The organism is Chryseobacterium sp. FW101-FHT12H09 (genome assembly GCF_058790395.1).
On record NZ_JBYTCP010000003.1, the window covers coordinates 735,490 to 750,490 of the forward strand.

The following is a 15,001-nucleotide window of genomic DNA, read 5'->3' on the forward strand; positions in this document are numbered from 1 at the left end:
GATAAACAAGTTAATTTCAACCAACATAACTATAACCTACTCAATAAAGCGATTTTGCAGTTTCGCGATTTTGTGATTCTGCCTTTAAATAAAAAAAATAATATATATATAATGAAAAAAGTAAAAATTTTAGGACTTTTAGCAGCAGGTTTGCTGGTATTTAATGCATGTAACTCATCGAAAAAAGATGATCCCAATTATATAAAAGTGGGTATTACGGCAGGCCCTGAACAGCAGATTGCTGAAACGGCTAAAAAAGTTGCTAAAGAAAAATACAATCTTGAAGTTGAGCTGGTTGCTTTCAATGATTACGTCGTTCCCAATGAAGCACTGAACAATGGTGATATTGATGCGAATGCTTTTCAACATGTTCCTTATCTAAACGAACAATCGAAACAGAGAGGTTATAAATTAGCAGTGGTAGGAAATACGTTTGTGTATCCTATTGTGGCGTATTCAAAAAAAATCAAAAACATCAGTCAGCTTCAGAATGGAAGTACTGTTGTTATTCCCAATGATCCAACTAATGGCGGTCGTTCCCTTCTCCTATTGCAGAAAAATGGTTTATTAAAATTAAAGGATGGTATCGGTTTACTGCCTAAGGTCACTGATATTGTTAGTAATCCAAAACAATTGAAAATTGTAGAAATCGAAGCCCCGCAGTTACCAAGAGTTTTAGATGATAAAGAAGTGGTTATTGCCATCATCAATAATAATTTTGCAGCACAGGCCGGATTGGATGAGACGAAATTTGGAATTTTTAAAGAAGATAAAGATTCTCCATATGTGAATGTTGTGGTAGCAAGACACGACAATAAAGATGCTGAAAAAGTGAAAAATTTTTTAAAAGCTTATCAATCTGATGAGGTGGTGAGGAAAGCCGAAGAAGTTTTTAAAGGTGGTGCGGTGAAAGGATGGTAGCAATTTGATTTAGTGTACCAATGTAGCAGTATAACAGTGTAACAATGGTTATAATGCTTCAATTGTAAATTGCACTAAAAACTCTATTGCGTTATTTCGAGTGAAATATTTTGGAACAAAGTGGAAAAGGATTTTGTATCGAGAAGCTTTTTGTACCATATCCACAAACTTCTCGATCCACTTCATTTCATTACGCTACTCGAAATGCCGAAACTTGTTATAAGGTAAGAATTTAAAAATGTAACAGTGTAACAATGATCAAATGGTTAATACCAATTGATTTTGTTACACTTTATTTTTTTAACGCATTTTTTTTAAAAAAGTAATAATATTCAAATTTTACTTTAGAAACCTTTTGGCACAGATTATTTCACTTCGATAGGATAAAAAAAGAATTGGTTAAATATGACCATTTATTAATAAAATTTATTATCCCAATTTGAGATAATAAATAAATTTACTATTTTTGTTACGAATCAATAAAAAGGTTTTTATGTTAAAGAAAACTGCCATAGTAAGTTTATTCACTCTTATTTCAATTTCTTCGATGGCTCAAAATACTACTCTTCCGGTCTATTTAGACGAAACTAAACCTGTTGAACAGCGTGTTCAGGATGCACTTTCCAGAATGACGCTGGAGGAAAAGGTAGCAATGCTTCACGCACAGTCAAAATTCAGCTCGCCGGGTGTTCCAAGATTGGGGATTCCTGAATTCTGGACAACTGACGGACCTCATGGGGTGCGTCCGGAGGTAATGTGGGACGAATGGAATCAGGCTGGCTGGACCAATGACTCTATAATTGCTTACCCTGCCTTAACAGCATTGTCAGCGACGTGGAACAAAAAAATGTCATGGAACTATGGTAAAGCTTTAGGAGAAGAAGCACGATACAGAAAAAAAGACATTCTTCTGGGACCTGGAGTTAATATTTACAGAACTCCACTGAATGGAAGAAACTTCGAATATATGGGTGAAGACCCTTATCTGACTTCAAAAATGGTTGTTCCCTACATCAAGGGAGTGCAATCTAATGGAGTGGCAACAAGTGTAAAACACTTTGCTTTAAACAATCAGGAGATGTTCCGTCATACCAGTAATGTGACCGTAGATGACAGAACACTTTATGAAATCTACCTACCTGCTTTTAAAGCAGCTGTTACAGAAGGTGATTCATGGACGATCATGGGTGCTTATGACATGTATAAAAACCAATATGCAAGCCAGAACCAATATCTTTTAAACGATATTTTAAAAGGTGAATGGAAATACAAAGGAGTGGTTGTTTCTGACTGGGGAGCTGTAAATAATACAGAACAGGCTATTCATAATGGATTGGATCTTGAATTCGGAAGCTGGACCAATGGGTTATCAGCAGGAACAAAGAATGCGTATGACAATTATTATTTAGCAAAACCTTATCTGGATTTAATTAAATCCGGAAAAGTAGGAACTAAGGAATTGGATGATAAAGTAACAAGACTTTTAAATCTAGCCTATAAAACAACAATGAACCGAAATAAACCTTTCGGGAATATCGCGTCTGATGAGCATCAGGCTGTAGCAAAAGAAATTGGTGAAGAAGGAATTGTTTTATTAAAAAATCAAGGTAATGTATTACCAATCGACCTCACTAAAACTAAAAAGATCGCTGTTATTGGAGAAAATGCAATCAAGATCATGACTGTTGGTGGTGGCTCATCTTCATTAAAAGTGAAATACGAAACATTACCATTAGACGGAATCAAGAAAAGGTTTGGGAAACAGGCTGATGTACAATATGCAAGAGGTTATGTAGGAGATATCGGCGGCGAATACAACGGGGTAAAATCAGGACAGGATTTGAAAGACACCCGCTCTGAGGCTGAATTAATCAATGAAGCTGTAGAACTGGCTAAGAAATCTGATGTTGTCATTTTCGTAGGTGGATTAAACAAAAGTGACTTTCAGGATAGCGAAGGAAACGACCGTAAGAGCTATGGGCTTCCATACAATCAGGATCATGTAATTTCTGCATTGGCAAAGGCGAATAAAAATCTTGCTGTAGTTTTAGTTTCAGGAAATGCTGTGGCAATGCCGTGGATCAAAGAAGTACCAACGATCGTTCAATCCTGGTATCTGGGTTCCGAAGCAGGAAATTCTATTGCCTCTATTTTAGCAGGTGATGCGAACCCTTCAGGAAAATTACCATTTACATTCCCGGTTAAACTAGAAGACAATTCAGCCCATCAGTTAGGAGAATATCCCGGACAAAAGGATGAATTCGCTGCAGGAAAAGGAAAAGATCAGAAAAACCCGATCAATATAACATATAATGAAGGGATCTTTGTAGGATACCGTTGGCATGATACCAAAAATATCAAACCTTTATTCAGCTTCGGACACGGATTAAGTTATACGACTTTCGAGTTTGGAAAAGCCAAAGCAGATAAAACAACGATGTCTCAGGATGACAAAATCACGTTTACAGTAACCGTAAAAAATACTGGAAAGAAAGCAGGTGCTGAGGTTGCTCAATTGTATATCAGTGATCTGAAATCTTCTGTTCCACGTCCAACAAAAGAATTGAAAGGTTTTGAAAAAGTATTTTTAAATCCTGGAGAACAGAAAGAAGTAAGCATTACCATTGATAAAACAGCTTTAAGCTATTTTGATGTTAACAAACATGATTGGGTAGCTGAACCTGGAGACTTTGAAGCATTAATCGGAAATTCTTCAGATGCCATTAAAACAAAAGTGAAATTCACTTTAAAATAAATAATTTTTTCATCATTTGTGTTTTTTGACCTCCCGAAAGGGAGGTTTTCTTTTTTATATATCCTCATTAATTCATATACCTGTTTAAAAAAGTGCAAAAGCCAACTTCATGAGTTGGCTTAAAATATATTATTACATCATACTAATTCCAAGTATAAAGACCGCAAATATTATTAGCATATTCAAAGTAATCCACTCCAGAAGAGCTATTCCATGTTTCTTTACCTTCAACTTCAAACACTAACTTCTTTTCATTATAATTATTTTGAATCATTTTAGCTAATTCAAGATCATAAGTCTTATTGATCTTGATCAATGTTCTACTTTTTGGATATTTGCATTTACTTTTATGAGAAACAAAGACTCCTTTCTTATTATTATACTCAAAACTAATTATATACCATGATTGTGTAGAATCAATGTTTACCACTTTCCCAGTAATTCTATCAGTTGGAATAGAATAGATTTGTCTATTTGACTTACAACAAATTGTTGTAAGTATTAAGCCAAGCAGTATTATATGACTGAAGTTCTTGAATATCATACTTTTTAAAATATCATTTTTATTTTCTATTTATATACAAACCACACATATTTACGCAATCAACATAATAAAGTACTCCTTTCATATCGGAATTCCATATTTCTTTTCCATCAATATGCTGACTCATAAATTCTCTTTCAGTTTTGCCGTAAACAATTTCTTTAACTAAAACGAAATTATATTTTTTGCCAACTTCTATTTTGCCTAAATAATCTTTCCTACTATTACATTCTTTGAATACAGGAACAACAATTTTATTTTTTTTGTTTTCTAAATGAAGAATATAATTCCAGGATGTAGAATCTATTTTTTTAACATAAGTTTTCATAACATCATAATTATTGGTCCTTTGAGAACTACAGCTAATCGTAAATAGAAGAATAAACAATGTTATTAATTTCATTTTTTATAAAATTTCTATAGGTGCTTAAGTAATTTCCATATGGTTACCTTACCTCTTATTTCTTTATTATTGTCATCACTTACCAAGAATATTTATCTCTCTTTAGATCCCATAAATCATTAATTTCATTTTCCTCTAAAAAATTTTCAAAAGCACTCCATCCTTTTTTTCTTATTAATTCTGTTTCTTCCTGATAAATTGGTATGATAAGAGGAAAAATTACAGCTTTATCTTCTACTTGCAATTGCGATAAGTTATCATCAAAATAAAAAGGTAAAGTAAAATATAATGAATTCATTTTTGTCTCTGAAGTCATGGCAAAATCAAATGACAGAACATCACCACGGAATACTCCTTTTTTATTATCAATCAGATACTCTGCAAAACTCGTCAAAAAAGAAGCTATTTCATTTCCATCATATTTTGCCATACAGACAAAAATAAATTCATAGTAATAATCTACAAAATATCGACTCATTCCCAATGTTGAGTATGTTCTAATATCTTCAAATGGAATACTATCATATATTGAAATTGTTATATTATACTTTTTATCAATAATATCTGCTCCTCTAGATATTGTACCTAGATGTTTTTCTAAATGTTCTACTACTATCATTTAAATAATCTAATGACTTTTTTTGCCTATTACTGGTAATATTGGTCTAAATCTTATCTGAATCACATTTAAATTTAGTCGTTGCATTCATCTTCTATATTTGATTACTTTTCAAAATATTCATCCAAATACTTAACACTTTCCGGATCGTTTAAATCACAATCTACTATAATAACTTTCTTATTTTCTAAGTTTTTCAGATTATCAAATATCTTCTTCAGATTATCCATTAAAAATGCAAATGAACTTGGAAGAAAAGCAATATTACTAATAACAATATTATTCATTGTTCCATCTACTAATATTTTCAGTAAGACAACGTGTAGCTTACCTAACATATCCTCCACCCTAATATCAATTCCGGTTAATTCAAAAAAAATATTGATTAAATAATTCCTTTCTTTCTTCTTTATTTTATTATATAAAACACCAATTTTTGCCGCAGAAGGATAGCCAAAGTGTATAAAAATATATTCATTTTTATTATTTAAAAATTGTAATTCTTTTACACTTATTATTGATATTTCATTCATTACTTTGATAATCCTGTGAGATTAATTTTCTTTTTTTACTTGCTATGTTTCTTCATTAATTTCCTCACTTAAATTCCTGCAAAAATAATTATTCTTCTCTACTATTAAACAAAAAAATGCCCGGATTACTCCGGACATTACAAAGGCAAATTACAAGGAAAAAATTAAATATATTGTTTTACTTCTTCAAAATAATGGATCACTCCTACATCAGGTAAATCCTGTTTTTCATCATTATAAAAGCTGTTTATAGTCTCTGTATTTTCAAGAAAAGAATTACTAAACAATGCATACGAGGGTTGTTTTGCAAAATCATTTTTTAACAACTGATGTGCTTCTACAACCGGTACACCATATAGCTTTCTAAAATTCCCAATTTTATATTGTGAAAATTTTCCATAGTGGACAATAAACTTTAAAGACAGATCAATAGAAATACTTAAAGCTTCATTAAGCTCTGCTACTTTTCTGGTAAAAGCATTCTGCATTTTTCTCAGCATATTGGAAACCTTCTTAAAAGATGGATTTTTATCATATCTAAAAAATAAAATCGCATCCCCTTCAATCTCAGAAATCTCAAAATACTGATTATTCACATCGATCAGGATAGATAATAATTGTCTTACAATATACTCTCCTGTGTATAGTTTTGTATTAAATACAAATTCGGTAAATCCATTGAAATCCGGAATCAGTATTATACCCTCTTGTATATTTGCATCCATGATGTTTAGTTTAAAAACCTGTTATATCTAAAGACGCAACAGGTTTTATTTTACTTTATTGCCGTCCTCCCCCTACTGATCGGTAAAGAGAAGTAATAGCGTTCAGACGTTGTGCTTTCAGGGAAGCCAGATCCAGTTCTGCCTGAAGTTTATTGGTTTGTGCTAAAATCACTTCCACATAAGTCGCTGAATTGTATTTAAATAAAATATCCGCTTTCTTTACCGCTTCATTCGATTTCAATACCAATCCTTCAGCAATCTTTTGCTGTTCTTCCAATTTCTGAATCTGTACCAAGGCATCCGAAACCTCCCCGACCGCTTTTAGAACAGATTGCTTAAAATTGATTTCTGCTTGTTCAGATAATACTTTAGACTGCTCATATTGTGTTTTTAATTGTTTGCCATTTAAAATGGGTTGTGCTATCGCTCCAGCAGCCATTCCGAAAAGCGATCCCGGAATACTGAACCATTTGCTTGCCTGAAAAGCATTAATTCCACCTTGAGCAGTGATATTCAGAGAAGGATACATGCTCATTTTAGCCACATGAATAGCAGCAACGCTTTTTCTAACCTCCAACTCAGCGGTTTTAATATCCGGTCTGTAGCTTAGAAGCTCAGAAGGAATTCCCGCCACTATTTGATCCGGTGACTGAACCGTATTCAGGCTTTCCTTTCTCGCAATTTTATCAGGCATCGAACCTGTCAAAAGACTCAAAGCATTTTCCTGTGTTGCAATAGAACTTTCAATAGCTGGAATGGTTTTTAAGATCTGGTCCTTTACAATTTCCTGTTGTTGTACAGCTAAAGCAGTGGTTAATCCTACCTCCTGTTGTTTGGTTAAAAACTTCAGCGTGGTATCGGAATAGGTCAAGTTGGATTTTGTAATTTCCAATTGGGTGTCCAACATCAGTAAATTATAATATCCCTGAACAACTGCAGCCACCAGTCCTGTTCTCACGGCTTTTGCCGCTTCCTGGGTTTTAAGATATTCGGTTAAAGCCTGTTCCTTTCTTCCTTTAATCTTTCCCCAGATATCCGCTTCCCAGGAAATATTAACAGAACTCGTATAATCTTCTGTATATCTTCTTCCCATAAACTGCCCTGCCATCATCCCGTTCATACTGTTATCTGATGGACGGCTGATGCTCGCATTGGCAATGGCTGCACTTACTGTTGGCACATTAGCCCATTTACTTTGATTATACGCCAAAGAAGCAAATTCGATCTGTTTCAAAGCGACCTGAAGGTCATTATTCTGTGCAATCGCTTTATCAATAAGGCCTATCAAAACAGGATCTTTGAAAAAATCTTTGTAGCTGATCTTCGCGATATTTTCGTTCTGATCACCAGCTATAATTGTATCATTTCTAAAAGCTTCAGGCGTTTTGATCTCTGGGCGTTCATATTTCTGAACTTTACAGGAAACGGCAGCCCCTGAAACCAATGCTATATATGCTATATTTTTAATTAAATTCATTTTTAAATATCATTTGAATTAATATTCCCAATCTGCTTCTGTAATCACTTTTCCACTGATTCTCTCATGCAAAGCCTGGAATACCACAAAAAGAACCGGAACAACGAAAATCCCTAAGATAGTTCCGAAAACCATCCCCGAAATAGCCGCATAACCAATAGAATGGTTTCCTAATGCAGAAGGTCCTACTACAAAAATCAATGGAATCAATCCCGTAATAAATGCTAAAGAGGTCATTAAGATCGGGCGTAAACGTGCTTTAGCACCTTCTACTGCAGAAGCGATCAGACTCTTCCCTGCTCTACGGCGCTGAATAGCAAATTCTACGATAAGGATTCCATTTTTCGCCAACAACCCAATCAGCATCACTAAAGCGATCTGAACATAAATATTATTGGACAGATCTGCCAGAGTAATTCCTACAAATACACCTGATAAACCTACCGGAATAGCGATCAGTACAGCAAAAGGTAAAATATAACTTTCATATTGTGCTGATAAAAGGAAGAAAACAAATATGATACACAATCCGAAGATCATTACCGATTGAGAACTTGATGTCGCTTCTTCTCTACTCATTCCTTTATAGTCATAGGTATATCCAGGAGGAAGTACTTGCTTGCTTACTTCTTCAACTGCCGCCATTGCCTGTCCGGAACTGTATCCCGGAGCCGCCATTACGGTTAAATTAGAAGAATTAAACAAATTGAAACGGTCTACTACTTCCGCTCCTGTTACCTGTTTCAGACTCACTAAAGTATTCACAGGAACCATTTGATTCAGGTTATTCTTAACAAAAATTCCATTCAGGGATTCTTTATCCTGTCTTGTTTCAGGAGTTGCCTGCACCAATACCCTGTAATATTTTCCAAACCGGTTGAAATCTGAAGACTGAATGCTTCCGTAATAACCCTGCATTACTCCTAATACATCAGAAACGGTCACTCCAAGTTGTGCTGCTTTCACCTCGTCCACCAATACTTCATATTGTGGATAGGATACATCAAACGTCGTATATGCCAAAGCTACTTCTGGTCTCTGCATCAAAGCACCCATCATTCCGTAAGAGATATTCCCTAAATTCTGAAGTTCACCATTTGTACGGTCCTGAAGCACCAGTTCCATTCCACTGGTATTACCAAATCCATCTACCGTAGGCGTATTGATCACTAAGAAATTGGCTCTTTTATCCTGAGACAATGTTCCCTGGACCTGACCGATGATATCATTGATATTATTCACCTTCCCTCTTTCACCGCCTTTTTTCAGTTTAACGAAAATAGATCCTGCAGAAGATGACATCGAACCACTGAATAGATTCAGACCATCTACTGATATTACTTTGTCTACAGCTGGATTTTTCAGCAACAGATCTTCCGTATCTGAAATAATTTTTGACGTTCTGTCCTTAGAAGCTCCCGGGGCCAGATTGGCCGTTACAATAATGAAACTCTGATCCTCATCAGGAATAAATCCTTTTGGTGTAGTCATCGACATCCAGGTGAATAATCCTCCGAAAGCCACAATGATCAATAAGGCAATCCATTTTCTTTTTAAAAGGAACAGAATTGCTTTTCCATATCGGAAAGTAAGTTTGTTAAAACTCGCATTAAACCCTGCAAAGAAACGTTCTTTGAAGTTCATTTTTTCATGCGTTTCCGGATGGTGCTGCTTTAAAAATATAGCACATAAGGCCGGACTTAATGTCAATGCATTGACTGCTGAGATAACAATAGCAATGGCTAACGTTAATGCAAACTGCTGATAAAATAATCCAGTAGAACCACTCATAAAGGCTACCGGAACAAATACCGCTGACATGATCAGGGTAATTGAAATAATCGCTCCTGTAATCTCACTCATCGCCGACATTGTAGCGGCTCTTGGATTCAGCTTTTTATGTTCCATTTTAGCATGCACCGCTTCCACGACGACAATTGCATCATCCACTACAATTCCAATCGCCAGTACCAACGCAAACAGGGTCAGAATATTAATCGAGAATCCGAATACATTCATAAAGAAGAACGTTCCTACGATAGAAACCGGAACGGCAATCGCCGGAATCAAGGTTGAACGGAAATCCTGTAAGAAAATATACACCACAATAAATACCAGGATAAAGGCTTCAATCAGGGTATGAATTACCTGCTCGATCGACTGATCCAAAGCTTCTTTTGTAGCATAGGGCATTTCATAATCCATTCCTTCAGGAAATGATTTTTCGAGCTCTTTCATTCTCTCCTGAAGGGCGATCTGTACTTCATTCGCATTAGATCCTGCCATCTGAAAGATCGCCATCGTAACGGAAGGTTTTTTATTGAAATTAGAAGATACATTATAACTGTAGGCTCCAAATTCCACTTTTGCCACATCTTTTAATTTTAAAACAGAACCGTCACTCAGCGCTTTGATCGTAATATTTTCATATTGCTCAGGCTCCGTAAATTTTCCTTTATACCGAAGGACATATTCCATCGCTTCCTTACTTCTTTCACCGAATCTTCCCGGCGCTGCTTCTAAGTTTTGAGACTGAATAGCCCTCGAAACATCAGACGGTGTAAGGTTATAGGAGGTCAGTTTATTCGGATCCAGCCACACCCGCATCGAATAATCTTTATTTCCATACACCATTGCATCTCCTACTCCTTTTACCCTTTTTAAATCCGGTACAATATTGATCTTGGCATAGTTCTCAAGGAAAAGATCATCCATCTTACCATCTTTACTGGTTAAAGAAACCATCGCAATCATACTGTTCTGTCTTTTGAGAGTCGTAATACCTGCCTGTATAACTTCCGCAGGAAGCTGATTGGTTACCTGTGCTACCCTGTTCTGAACATTGATCGCTGCCTGATCCGGATCGGTACCCAGTTTGAAAATAACCGTGATGCTTAACGTACCGTCATTACTCGCCGTAGAGGTAATATAATCCATATTTTCTACTCCATTGATGGCATTTTCTAATGGCGGAGCCACAGATCTAGCGATCGTTTCAGCGTTGGCACCAGGATAAACCGCAGATACCATTACGGTAGGTGGTGCGATATCTGGAAATTTTGTAATCGGCAGATTGATCATACCGACGATACCCAGTATAACCAACAGCACTGAAATAACTGTTGCCAATACGGGCCTTTTTATAATCTTTTTTAACATGATTTTTTCTTACGATTTTTTCGGTTGAGCGTTTTGTTTTTGAGCTACAACGGGAGTTCCCGGCTGTAATCTGTCGAAGCCGGTAACGATGTACTGATCTCCGGCTTTCAGCCCCTTGGATACGATAAAATTAGTTCCGGCCTTCCCACTCACTTCAATAGGAAGCTGAACTGCTTTTCCATCTTTAATGGTAAATACAAAAATTTTGTCCTGAATCGATCTTGTGGAAGCGATAGGAAGCAAAACAACATTAGCATAAAACTGATCCAACACCACCTTTCCGGTATTTCCGCTTCTCAGTAAATTATTAGGATTGTTGAATTTCGCTCTTAATGTAATAGACCCTGTTGTTTTATTAAACTGACCTTCCACTGCATCAATTCTCCCTGTTTCAGCATATTTCTCCCCTCCTGAAAGAAGTAAAGAGACGGCTGGGGTATTTTTAATGATCTCATCAATACTACTCCCTACATTTTGTTTTTGAAACTGATTAAAATCGTTTTCACTTAAACTAAAATAGGTGTACACCTGATGAATATCCGACAATAAGGTCATCGGATCCTGGTTGGTAGGCGTCAGCAAACTTCCCAAACGGTAATTAAATCTTCCGATGTACCCGCTTACAGGCGCTTTAATCGTAGAAAAATTAAGATTGATCTTTGCCGATTCTATCGAAGAGAGGGATTGGCTTACGGCTCCTCTGGCTGCATTATAGGAAGCTTCTGCTTCTTTCACCTGGATATCAGAAACCATTTTATTTCTGAATAATTCTTTCTTACGGTCTACATCTATTTTAGTGGTCGCAAGATTGGCTTGTGCCGTAATTAATGCTGCCTGAGCACTTTTCAATTGTTCACGGAAGATCTGGTCTTCAATTTTAAACAAAGGCTGACCCGCTCTTACGTAATCTCCTTCATCTACAAATATTTTGGTTAGATATCCTGTTACCTGAGGTCTTATTTCAACATTCGAGACACCTTCCACAGAAGCTGCATATTCTCTGGAGACAGAAGCGTCACCTTGTTTTACCGTTTCTACCGGAAGTTCCGGGGCTTGTTGCTGATAAGATTGATTTTGATTTTTCTTACATCCTGTCAAAACAACAAGGGATAAGAAGAGTATAGTTGATTTCTGAATAAAAAATCTCTGCATAGTACTATTTCCTTTAAATTTCACCGAGCAAAATTCGCTCTAAAAAAATTCAAGGGAAATATTTAAAAAACTTCTTAATTTGTCAAAAAGACATCTAATTTTTAATATACATGAGATATATCATCCTTTTTTTCTTAGAAATCAAAGAATATATGCATCGAAACTTAATTTATATTTGAGAGGTTGAGAATTACATCATTTAATACAAGTCATCCTTTTTATACTCGAGAGGAGATTTTCCAACATGTTTTTTAAAAAACTTACTGAAAGACGCCTGGTCAGAAAATCTAAGCTGTGATGCTACCTCATTTACATTAGAATTGGAGTTTTTTAATAATAGCCTGGCCTCCACTTCCAATACCTTATGGATGATTTCACGTGGTGATTTAAACATCGTTTTATTAATCACCTTGGTTAGGTATTTACGACTGATACAAAGTTTATCTGCATAAAACTGTACATTGTGCTCTTCTTTAAAATGCTCACGTACCAAAATAAAAAAACTGGTGGTAATTTCATCTTCACGGTATGTGACAGGATTTATTTTTTCCGTTTTCTTAAAGTGATTATCTACCTCATAAATGACCAATGAAAAGTGATGCCAAATCATTTCATTAAAGTAATGATCATTTTTTTCAGCATTGTTTAAAACCTTAAGCTCATCTAAATGAAATTCAAGCCTGCGGAAAAGGTCAGGCTCATTCTTGATCAAGTTGGTATCTTTTGAAAGGCTCCTCAAGATATCATTTGACCGATAATTAAATCCGGCATCGGAAATAAAATCCAAAGAAAAGAAAATGTACTTTCCAACATAATCATCAGAGATTTCTTCTATCCAAAATGTTTCAGACATTGGACAAAATATAATATCTCCTTTTGAAGTGGTATACCGCTGATCATCAATCCTGAATCGTTCATATCCGTTAGTCACTAAAATCAAGCAGAAATAATCTGCACGGTTCGGAACATTCAACTCAATATTATAGTTGCTTCCATCAATTGTCATGACCACGAACTCTTTAACTCTAAGATCAAACTCTACGTCTTTAAGAAGTTTTTCAAAAGTAAAAGTGGAAACAAATTCAGCAGTTTCAGTATTGCTCTTTCGGGACATTTTGACGAAATATTTACACGAAATTAAGGAATAATTTTTAGTTTTTTGTTGCGGGTTTCGGATTTCGAGTTCTTCCCTCTAATCTCTAAATTCTAACATCTAAACTCTAATCTCCACAATCAATTCCTTTTCATATCCATTGTATTTCTCATCAATATATCCATGTGGATTACAAATGATTTCGGTATTTCCTATTTTATACCTGCAAGGGGTATGAATATGTCCATGAATCCAATACAAAGGCTGGTATTCTACAATGAAATCTTCAAGATTGGAAGCATATGCTGAGGTCACGGGATCATTTTTATATAGTTCGGGAACCGATTGAATACTTGGTGCATGGTGTGTGACTACTATATTTTTTAATCCTTTAGAATTTTCAAGGTTCTCTTTTAAAGCCATTCTTGAAAACTGATGAATTTTAAATATATCTATCGTTCGCATTTTCGAATAGGAAGGATCTCTTTTGATCTTTTTATAATCGTTCATTTTAGACTGACAAAGCATTCCATATTGAACAGGATTCCCAAATATGGAGAAATCTGTCCATAAAGTTGTTCCATGAAACCTGATATCTTCGATATCTACATAAGAATCTTCTAGCACATAAATATTGGAATCCTTGGCTGCCTCTTTTATTTTGTTCAATGTTTTTGGGTAGGATCCTTTATAGTATTCATGATTTCCCAACACATAGATCACTGGTTTATCAGGAATTTCGCTTTTAATCCACTCAATTCCCTTTGTTCCTAAATTAACATCACCCGCCAATACAACGACATCTGCATTATCAAAAGATAATTCAGTCGAGCCAAACTCCTGATGTAGATCGCTGATGATTTGTATTTTCATGTATGTACTGGTGAAAAAAAATTAAGATTACAAAAGTAGTATAATATTAAAAACTATATCTACATTTATCCTTCAATTCAAAGGATCTCATGAAAACATCGGCAACATTTCTTTTTTCTTTCCTTTTCCTTCTTTCAAATTTTTTAACCGCTCAACAGCAGCAATATATTTTCTTTTTACATAATAAATTTTTGGAAGGAAATTCTTTAACAGAGAAGCATCCAAAATATGGAGTCGCAGAATATAAACCCATTCTCTTCAAATTGAAAGATAAAAATACAGTTGTTATATCTGAGAAAAGAGCTGACCATACCGATCCTGAAATCTATGCCCGAAAGATAGTAGCTCAGATTGACAGTTTAAAAACCAAAGGCGTTCCTTCAAAAAACATAAGTATTGTTGGAACTTCTCAGGGAGGTTATATTGCCCAATATGTTTCGTATTATGCTAAAAATCCAGATCTTAAATTTATCATTATCGGAGCAAGCTTCAAAGATGACTCCTTAAATGAAGATCCCGATTTCAAATTGTATGGTAAGATATTATCCATTACCGAAAAATCAGATGATGGCCATGTAGCACTATCTACTCAGAAAAGATCTCAAAGCTCACAATTAAAAGCATTCAAAGAAATTGAGGTCAATACCGGAATGAACCATGGCTTTCTTTTTAAAGCATTGGATATATGGCTTACTCCGACTATAGAATGGATTCAGAAGAAGTGATGATTTGGTTCGAGTTACGAGG

The 15,001-nt window shown here is 35.2% G+C and carries 13 protein-coding genes; 3 read left to right on the forward strand and 10 right to left on the reverse strand.

Annotation, left to right across the window (positions count from 1 at the left end):
- The first annotated feature begins 111 nt into the window (after window positions 1-111).
- Entirely contained in the window at window positions 112-921 is an 810-nt protein-coding gene (gene metQ, locus AC3WRL_RS14040; protein ID WP_492330560.1) for a methionine ABC transporter substrate-binding lipoprotein MetQ, read from the forward strand.
- A gap of 493 nt (window positions 922-1,414) precedes the next feature.
- Window positions 1,415-3,676, forward strand: a complete 2,262-nt coding sequence (locus AC3WRL_RS14045) for a glycoside hydrolase family 3 C-terminal domain-containing protein (protein WP_214831667.1) — start codon at window positions 1,415-1,417, stop codon at window positions 3,674-3,676.
- Window positions 3,677-3,818: 142 nt separating this feature from the next.
- Here the strand turns inward: AC3WRL_RS14045 and AC3WRL_RS14050 are convergent, their stop codons facing one another.
- From AC3WRL_RS14050 to AC3WRL_RS14095, 10 genes are all read right to left on the reverse strand, one after another.
- A complete protein-coding gene (locus AC3WRL_RS14050) occupies window positions 3,819-3,992 on the reverse strand; it encodes a hypothetical protein (RefSeq protein ID WP_492330561.1) in 174 nt (57 codons plus the stop codon).
- Window positions 3,993-4,239: 247 nt separating this feature from the next.
- Entirely contained in the window at window positions 4,240-4,548 is a 309-nt protein-coding gene (locus AC3WRL_RS14055; RefSeq protein ID WP_492330562.1) for a hypothetical protein, read from the reverse strand.
- Window positions 4,549-4,702: 154 nt separating this feature from the next.
- The gene (locus tag AC3WRL_RS14060) at window positions 4,703-5,242 is read right to left on the reverse strand and encodes a suppressor of fused domain protein (protein WP_214831670.1); all 540 of its coding nucleotides are present in this window, start codon (window positions 5,240-5,242) and stop codon (window positions 4,703-4,705) included.
- Between the two features lie 104 nt (window positions 5,243-5,346).
- A complete protein-coding gene (locus AC3WRL_RS14065; RefSeq protein ID WP_214831671.1) occupies window positions 5,347-5,775 on the reverse strand; it encodes a hypothetical protein in 429 nt (142 codons plus the stop codon).
- 164 nt (window positions 5,776-5,939) lie between these two features.
- Window positions 5,940-6,500 carry a DUF2652 domain-containing protein gene (locus AC3WRL_RS14070; protein WP_214831672.1) on the reverse strand — a complete coding sequence of 187 codons (561 nt, stop codon included), beginning with the start codon at window positions 6,498-6,500 and terminating at the stop codon, window positions 5,940-5,942.
- Between the two features lie 55 nt (window positions 6,501-6,555).
- Window positions 6,556-7,977, reverse strand: coding sequence for an efflux transporter outer membrane subunit (locus AC3WRL_RS14075; RefSeq protein ID WP_492330563.1), 1,422 nt, complete (start codon window positions 7,975-7,977; stop codon window positions 6,556-6,558).
- A gap of 18 nt (window positions 7,978-7,995) precedes the next feature.
- Entirely contained in the window at window positions 7,996-11,136 is a 3,141-nt protein-coding gene (locus AC3WRL_RS14080; RefSeq protein WP_261512713.1) for an efflux RND transporter permease subunit, read from the reverse strand.
- A gap of 9 nt (window positions 11,137-11,145) precedes the next feature.
- Window positions 11,146-12,288, reverse strand: coding sequence for an efflux RND transporter periplasmic adaptor subunit (locus AC3WRL_RS14085; protein ID WP_492330564.1), 1,143 nt, complete (start codon window positions 12,286-12,288; stop codon window positions 11,146-11,148).
- A 199-nt stretch (window positions 12,289-12,487) separates the two neighbouring features.
- Window positions 12,488-13,402 carry an AraC family transcriptional regulator gene (locus tag AC3WRL_RS14090; RefSeq protein ID WP_214831676.1) on the reverse strand — a complete coding sequence of 305 codons (915 nt, stop codon included), beginning with the start codon at window positions 13,400-13,402 and terminating at the stop codon, window positions 12,488-12,490.
- 99 nt (window positions 13,403-13,501) lie between these two features.
- A complete protein-coding gene (locus AC3WRL_RS14095; protein WP_261512714.1) occupies window positions 13,502-14,254 on the reverse strand; it encodes a metallophosphoesterase in 753 nt (250 codons plus the stop codon).
- 89 nt (window positions 14,255-14,343) lie between these two features.
- Here AC3WRL_RS14095 and AC3WRL_RS14100 point away from each other — a divergent pair, with 89 nt between their 5' ends.
- Window positions 14,344-14,979, forward strand: coding sequence for an alpha/beta hydrolase (locus AC3WRL_RS14100; RefSeq protein ID WP_492330565.1), 636 nt, complete (start codon window positions 14,344-14,346; stop codon window positions 14,977-14,979).
- The last annotated feature ends 22 nt before the right edge of the window (window positions 14,980-15,001 follow it).

Bases quoted from the DNA above. Each gene is read 5' to 3' on its own strand.
- metQ (WP_492330560.1), top strand. From the start codon at position 112: ATGAAAAAAGTAAAAATTTTAGGACTTTTAGCAGCAGGTTTGCTGGTA.
- AC3WRL_RS14045 (WP_214831667.1), top strand. From the start codon at position 1,415: ATGTTAAAGAAAACTGCCATAGTAAGTTTATTCACTCTTATTTCAATT.
- AC3WRL_RS14055 (WP_492330562.1), bottom strand. From the start codon at position 4,548: ATGAAAACTTATGTTAAAAAAATAGATTCTACATCCTGGAATTATATT.
- AC3WRL_RS14060 (WP_214831670.1), bottom strand. From the start codon at position 5,242: ATGATAGTAGTAGAACATTTAGAAAAACATCTAGGTACAATATCTAGA.
- AC3WRL_RS14065 (WP_214831671.1), bottom strand. From the start codon at position 5,775: ATGAATGAAATATCAATAATAAGTGTAAAAGAATTACAATTTTTAAAT.
- AC3WRL_RS14070 (WP_214831672.1), bottom strand. From the start codon at position 6,500: ATGGATGCAAATATACAAGAGGGTATAATACTGATTCCGGATTTCAAT.
- AC3WRL_RS14075 (WP_492330563.1), bottom strand. From the start codon at position 7,977: ATGAATTTAATTAAAAATATAGCATATATAGCATTGGTTTCAGGGGCT.
- AC3WRL_RS14080 (WP_261512713.1), bottom strand. From the start codon at position 11,136: ATGTTAAAAAAGATTATAAAAAGGCCCGTATTGGCAACAGTTATTTCA.
- AC3WRL_RS14085 (WP_492330564.1), bottom strand. From the start codon at position 12,288: ATGCAGAGATTTTTTATTCAGAAATCAACTATACTCTTCTTATCCCTT.
- AC3WRL_RS14090 (WP_214831676.1), bottom strand. From the start codon at position 13,402: ATGTCCCGAAAGAGCAATACTGAAACTGCTGAATTTGTTTCCACTTTT.
- AC3WRL_RS14095 (WP_261512714.1), bottom strand. From the start codon at position 14,254: ATGAAAATACAAATCATCAGCGATCTACATCAGGAGTTTGGCTCGACT.
- AC3WRL_RS14100 (WP_492330565.1), top strand. From the start codon at position 14,344: ATGAAAACATCGGCAACATTTCTTTTTTCTTTCCTTTTCCTTCTTTCA.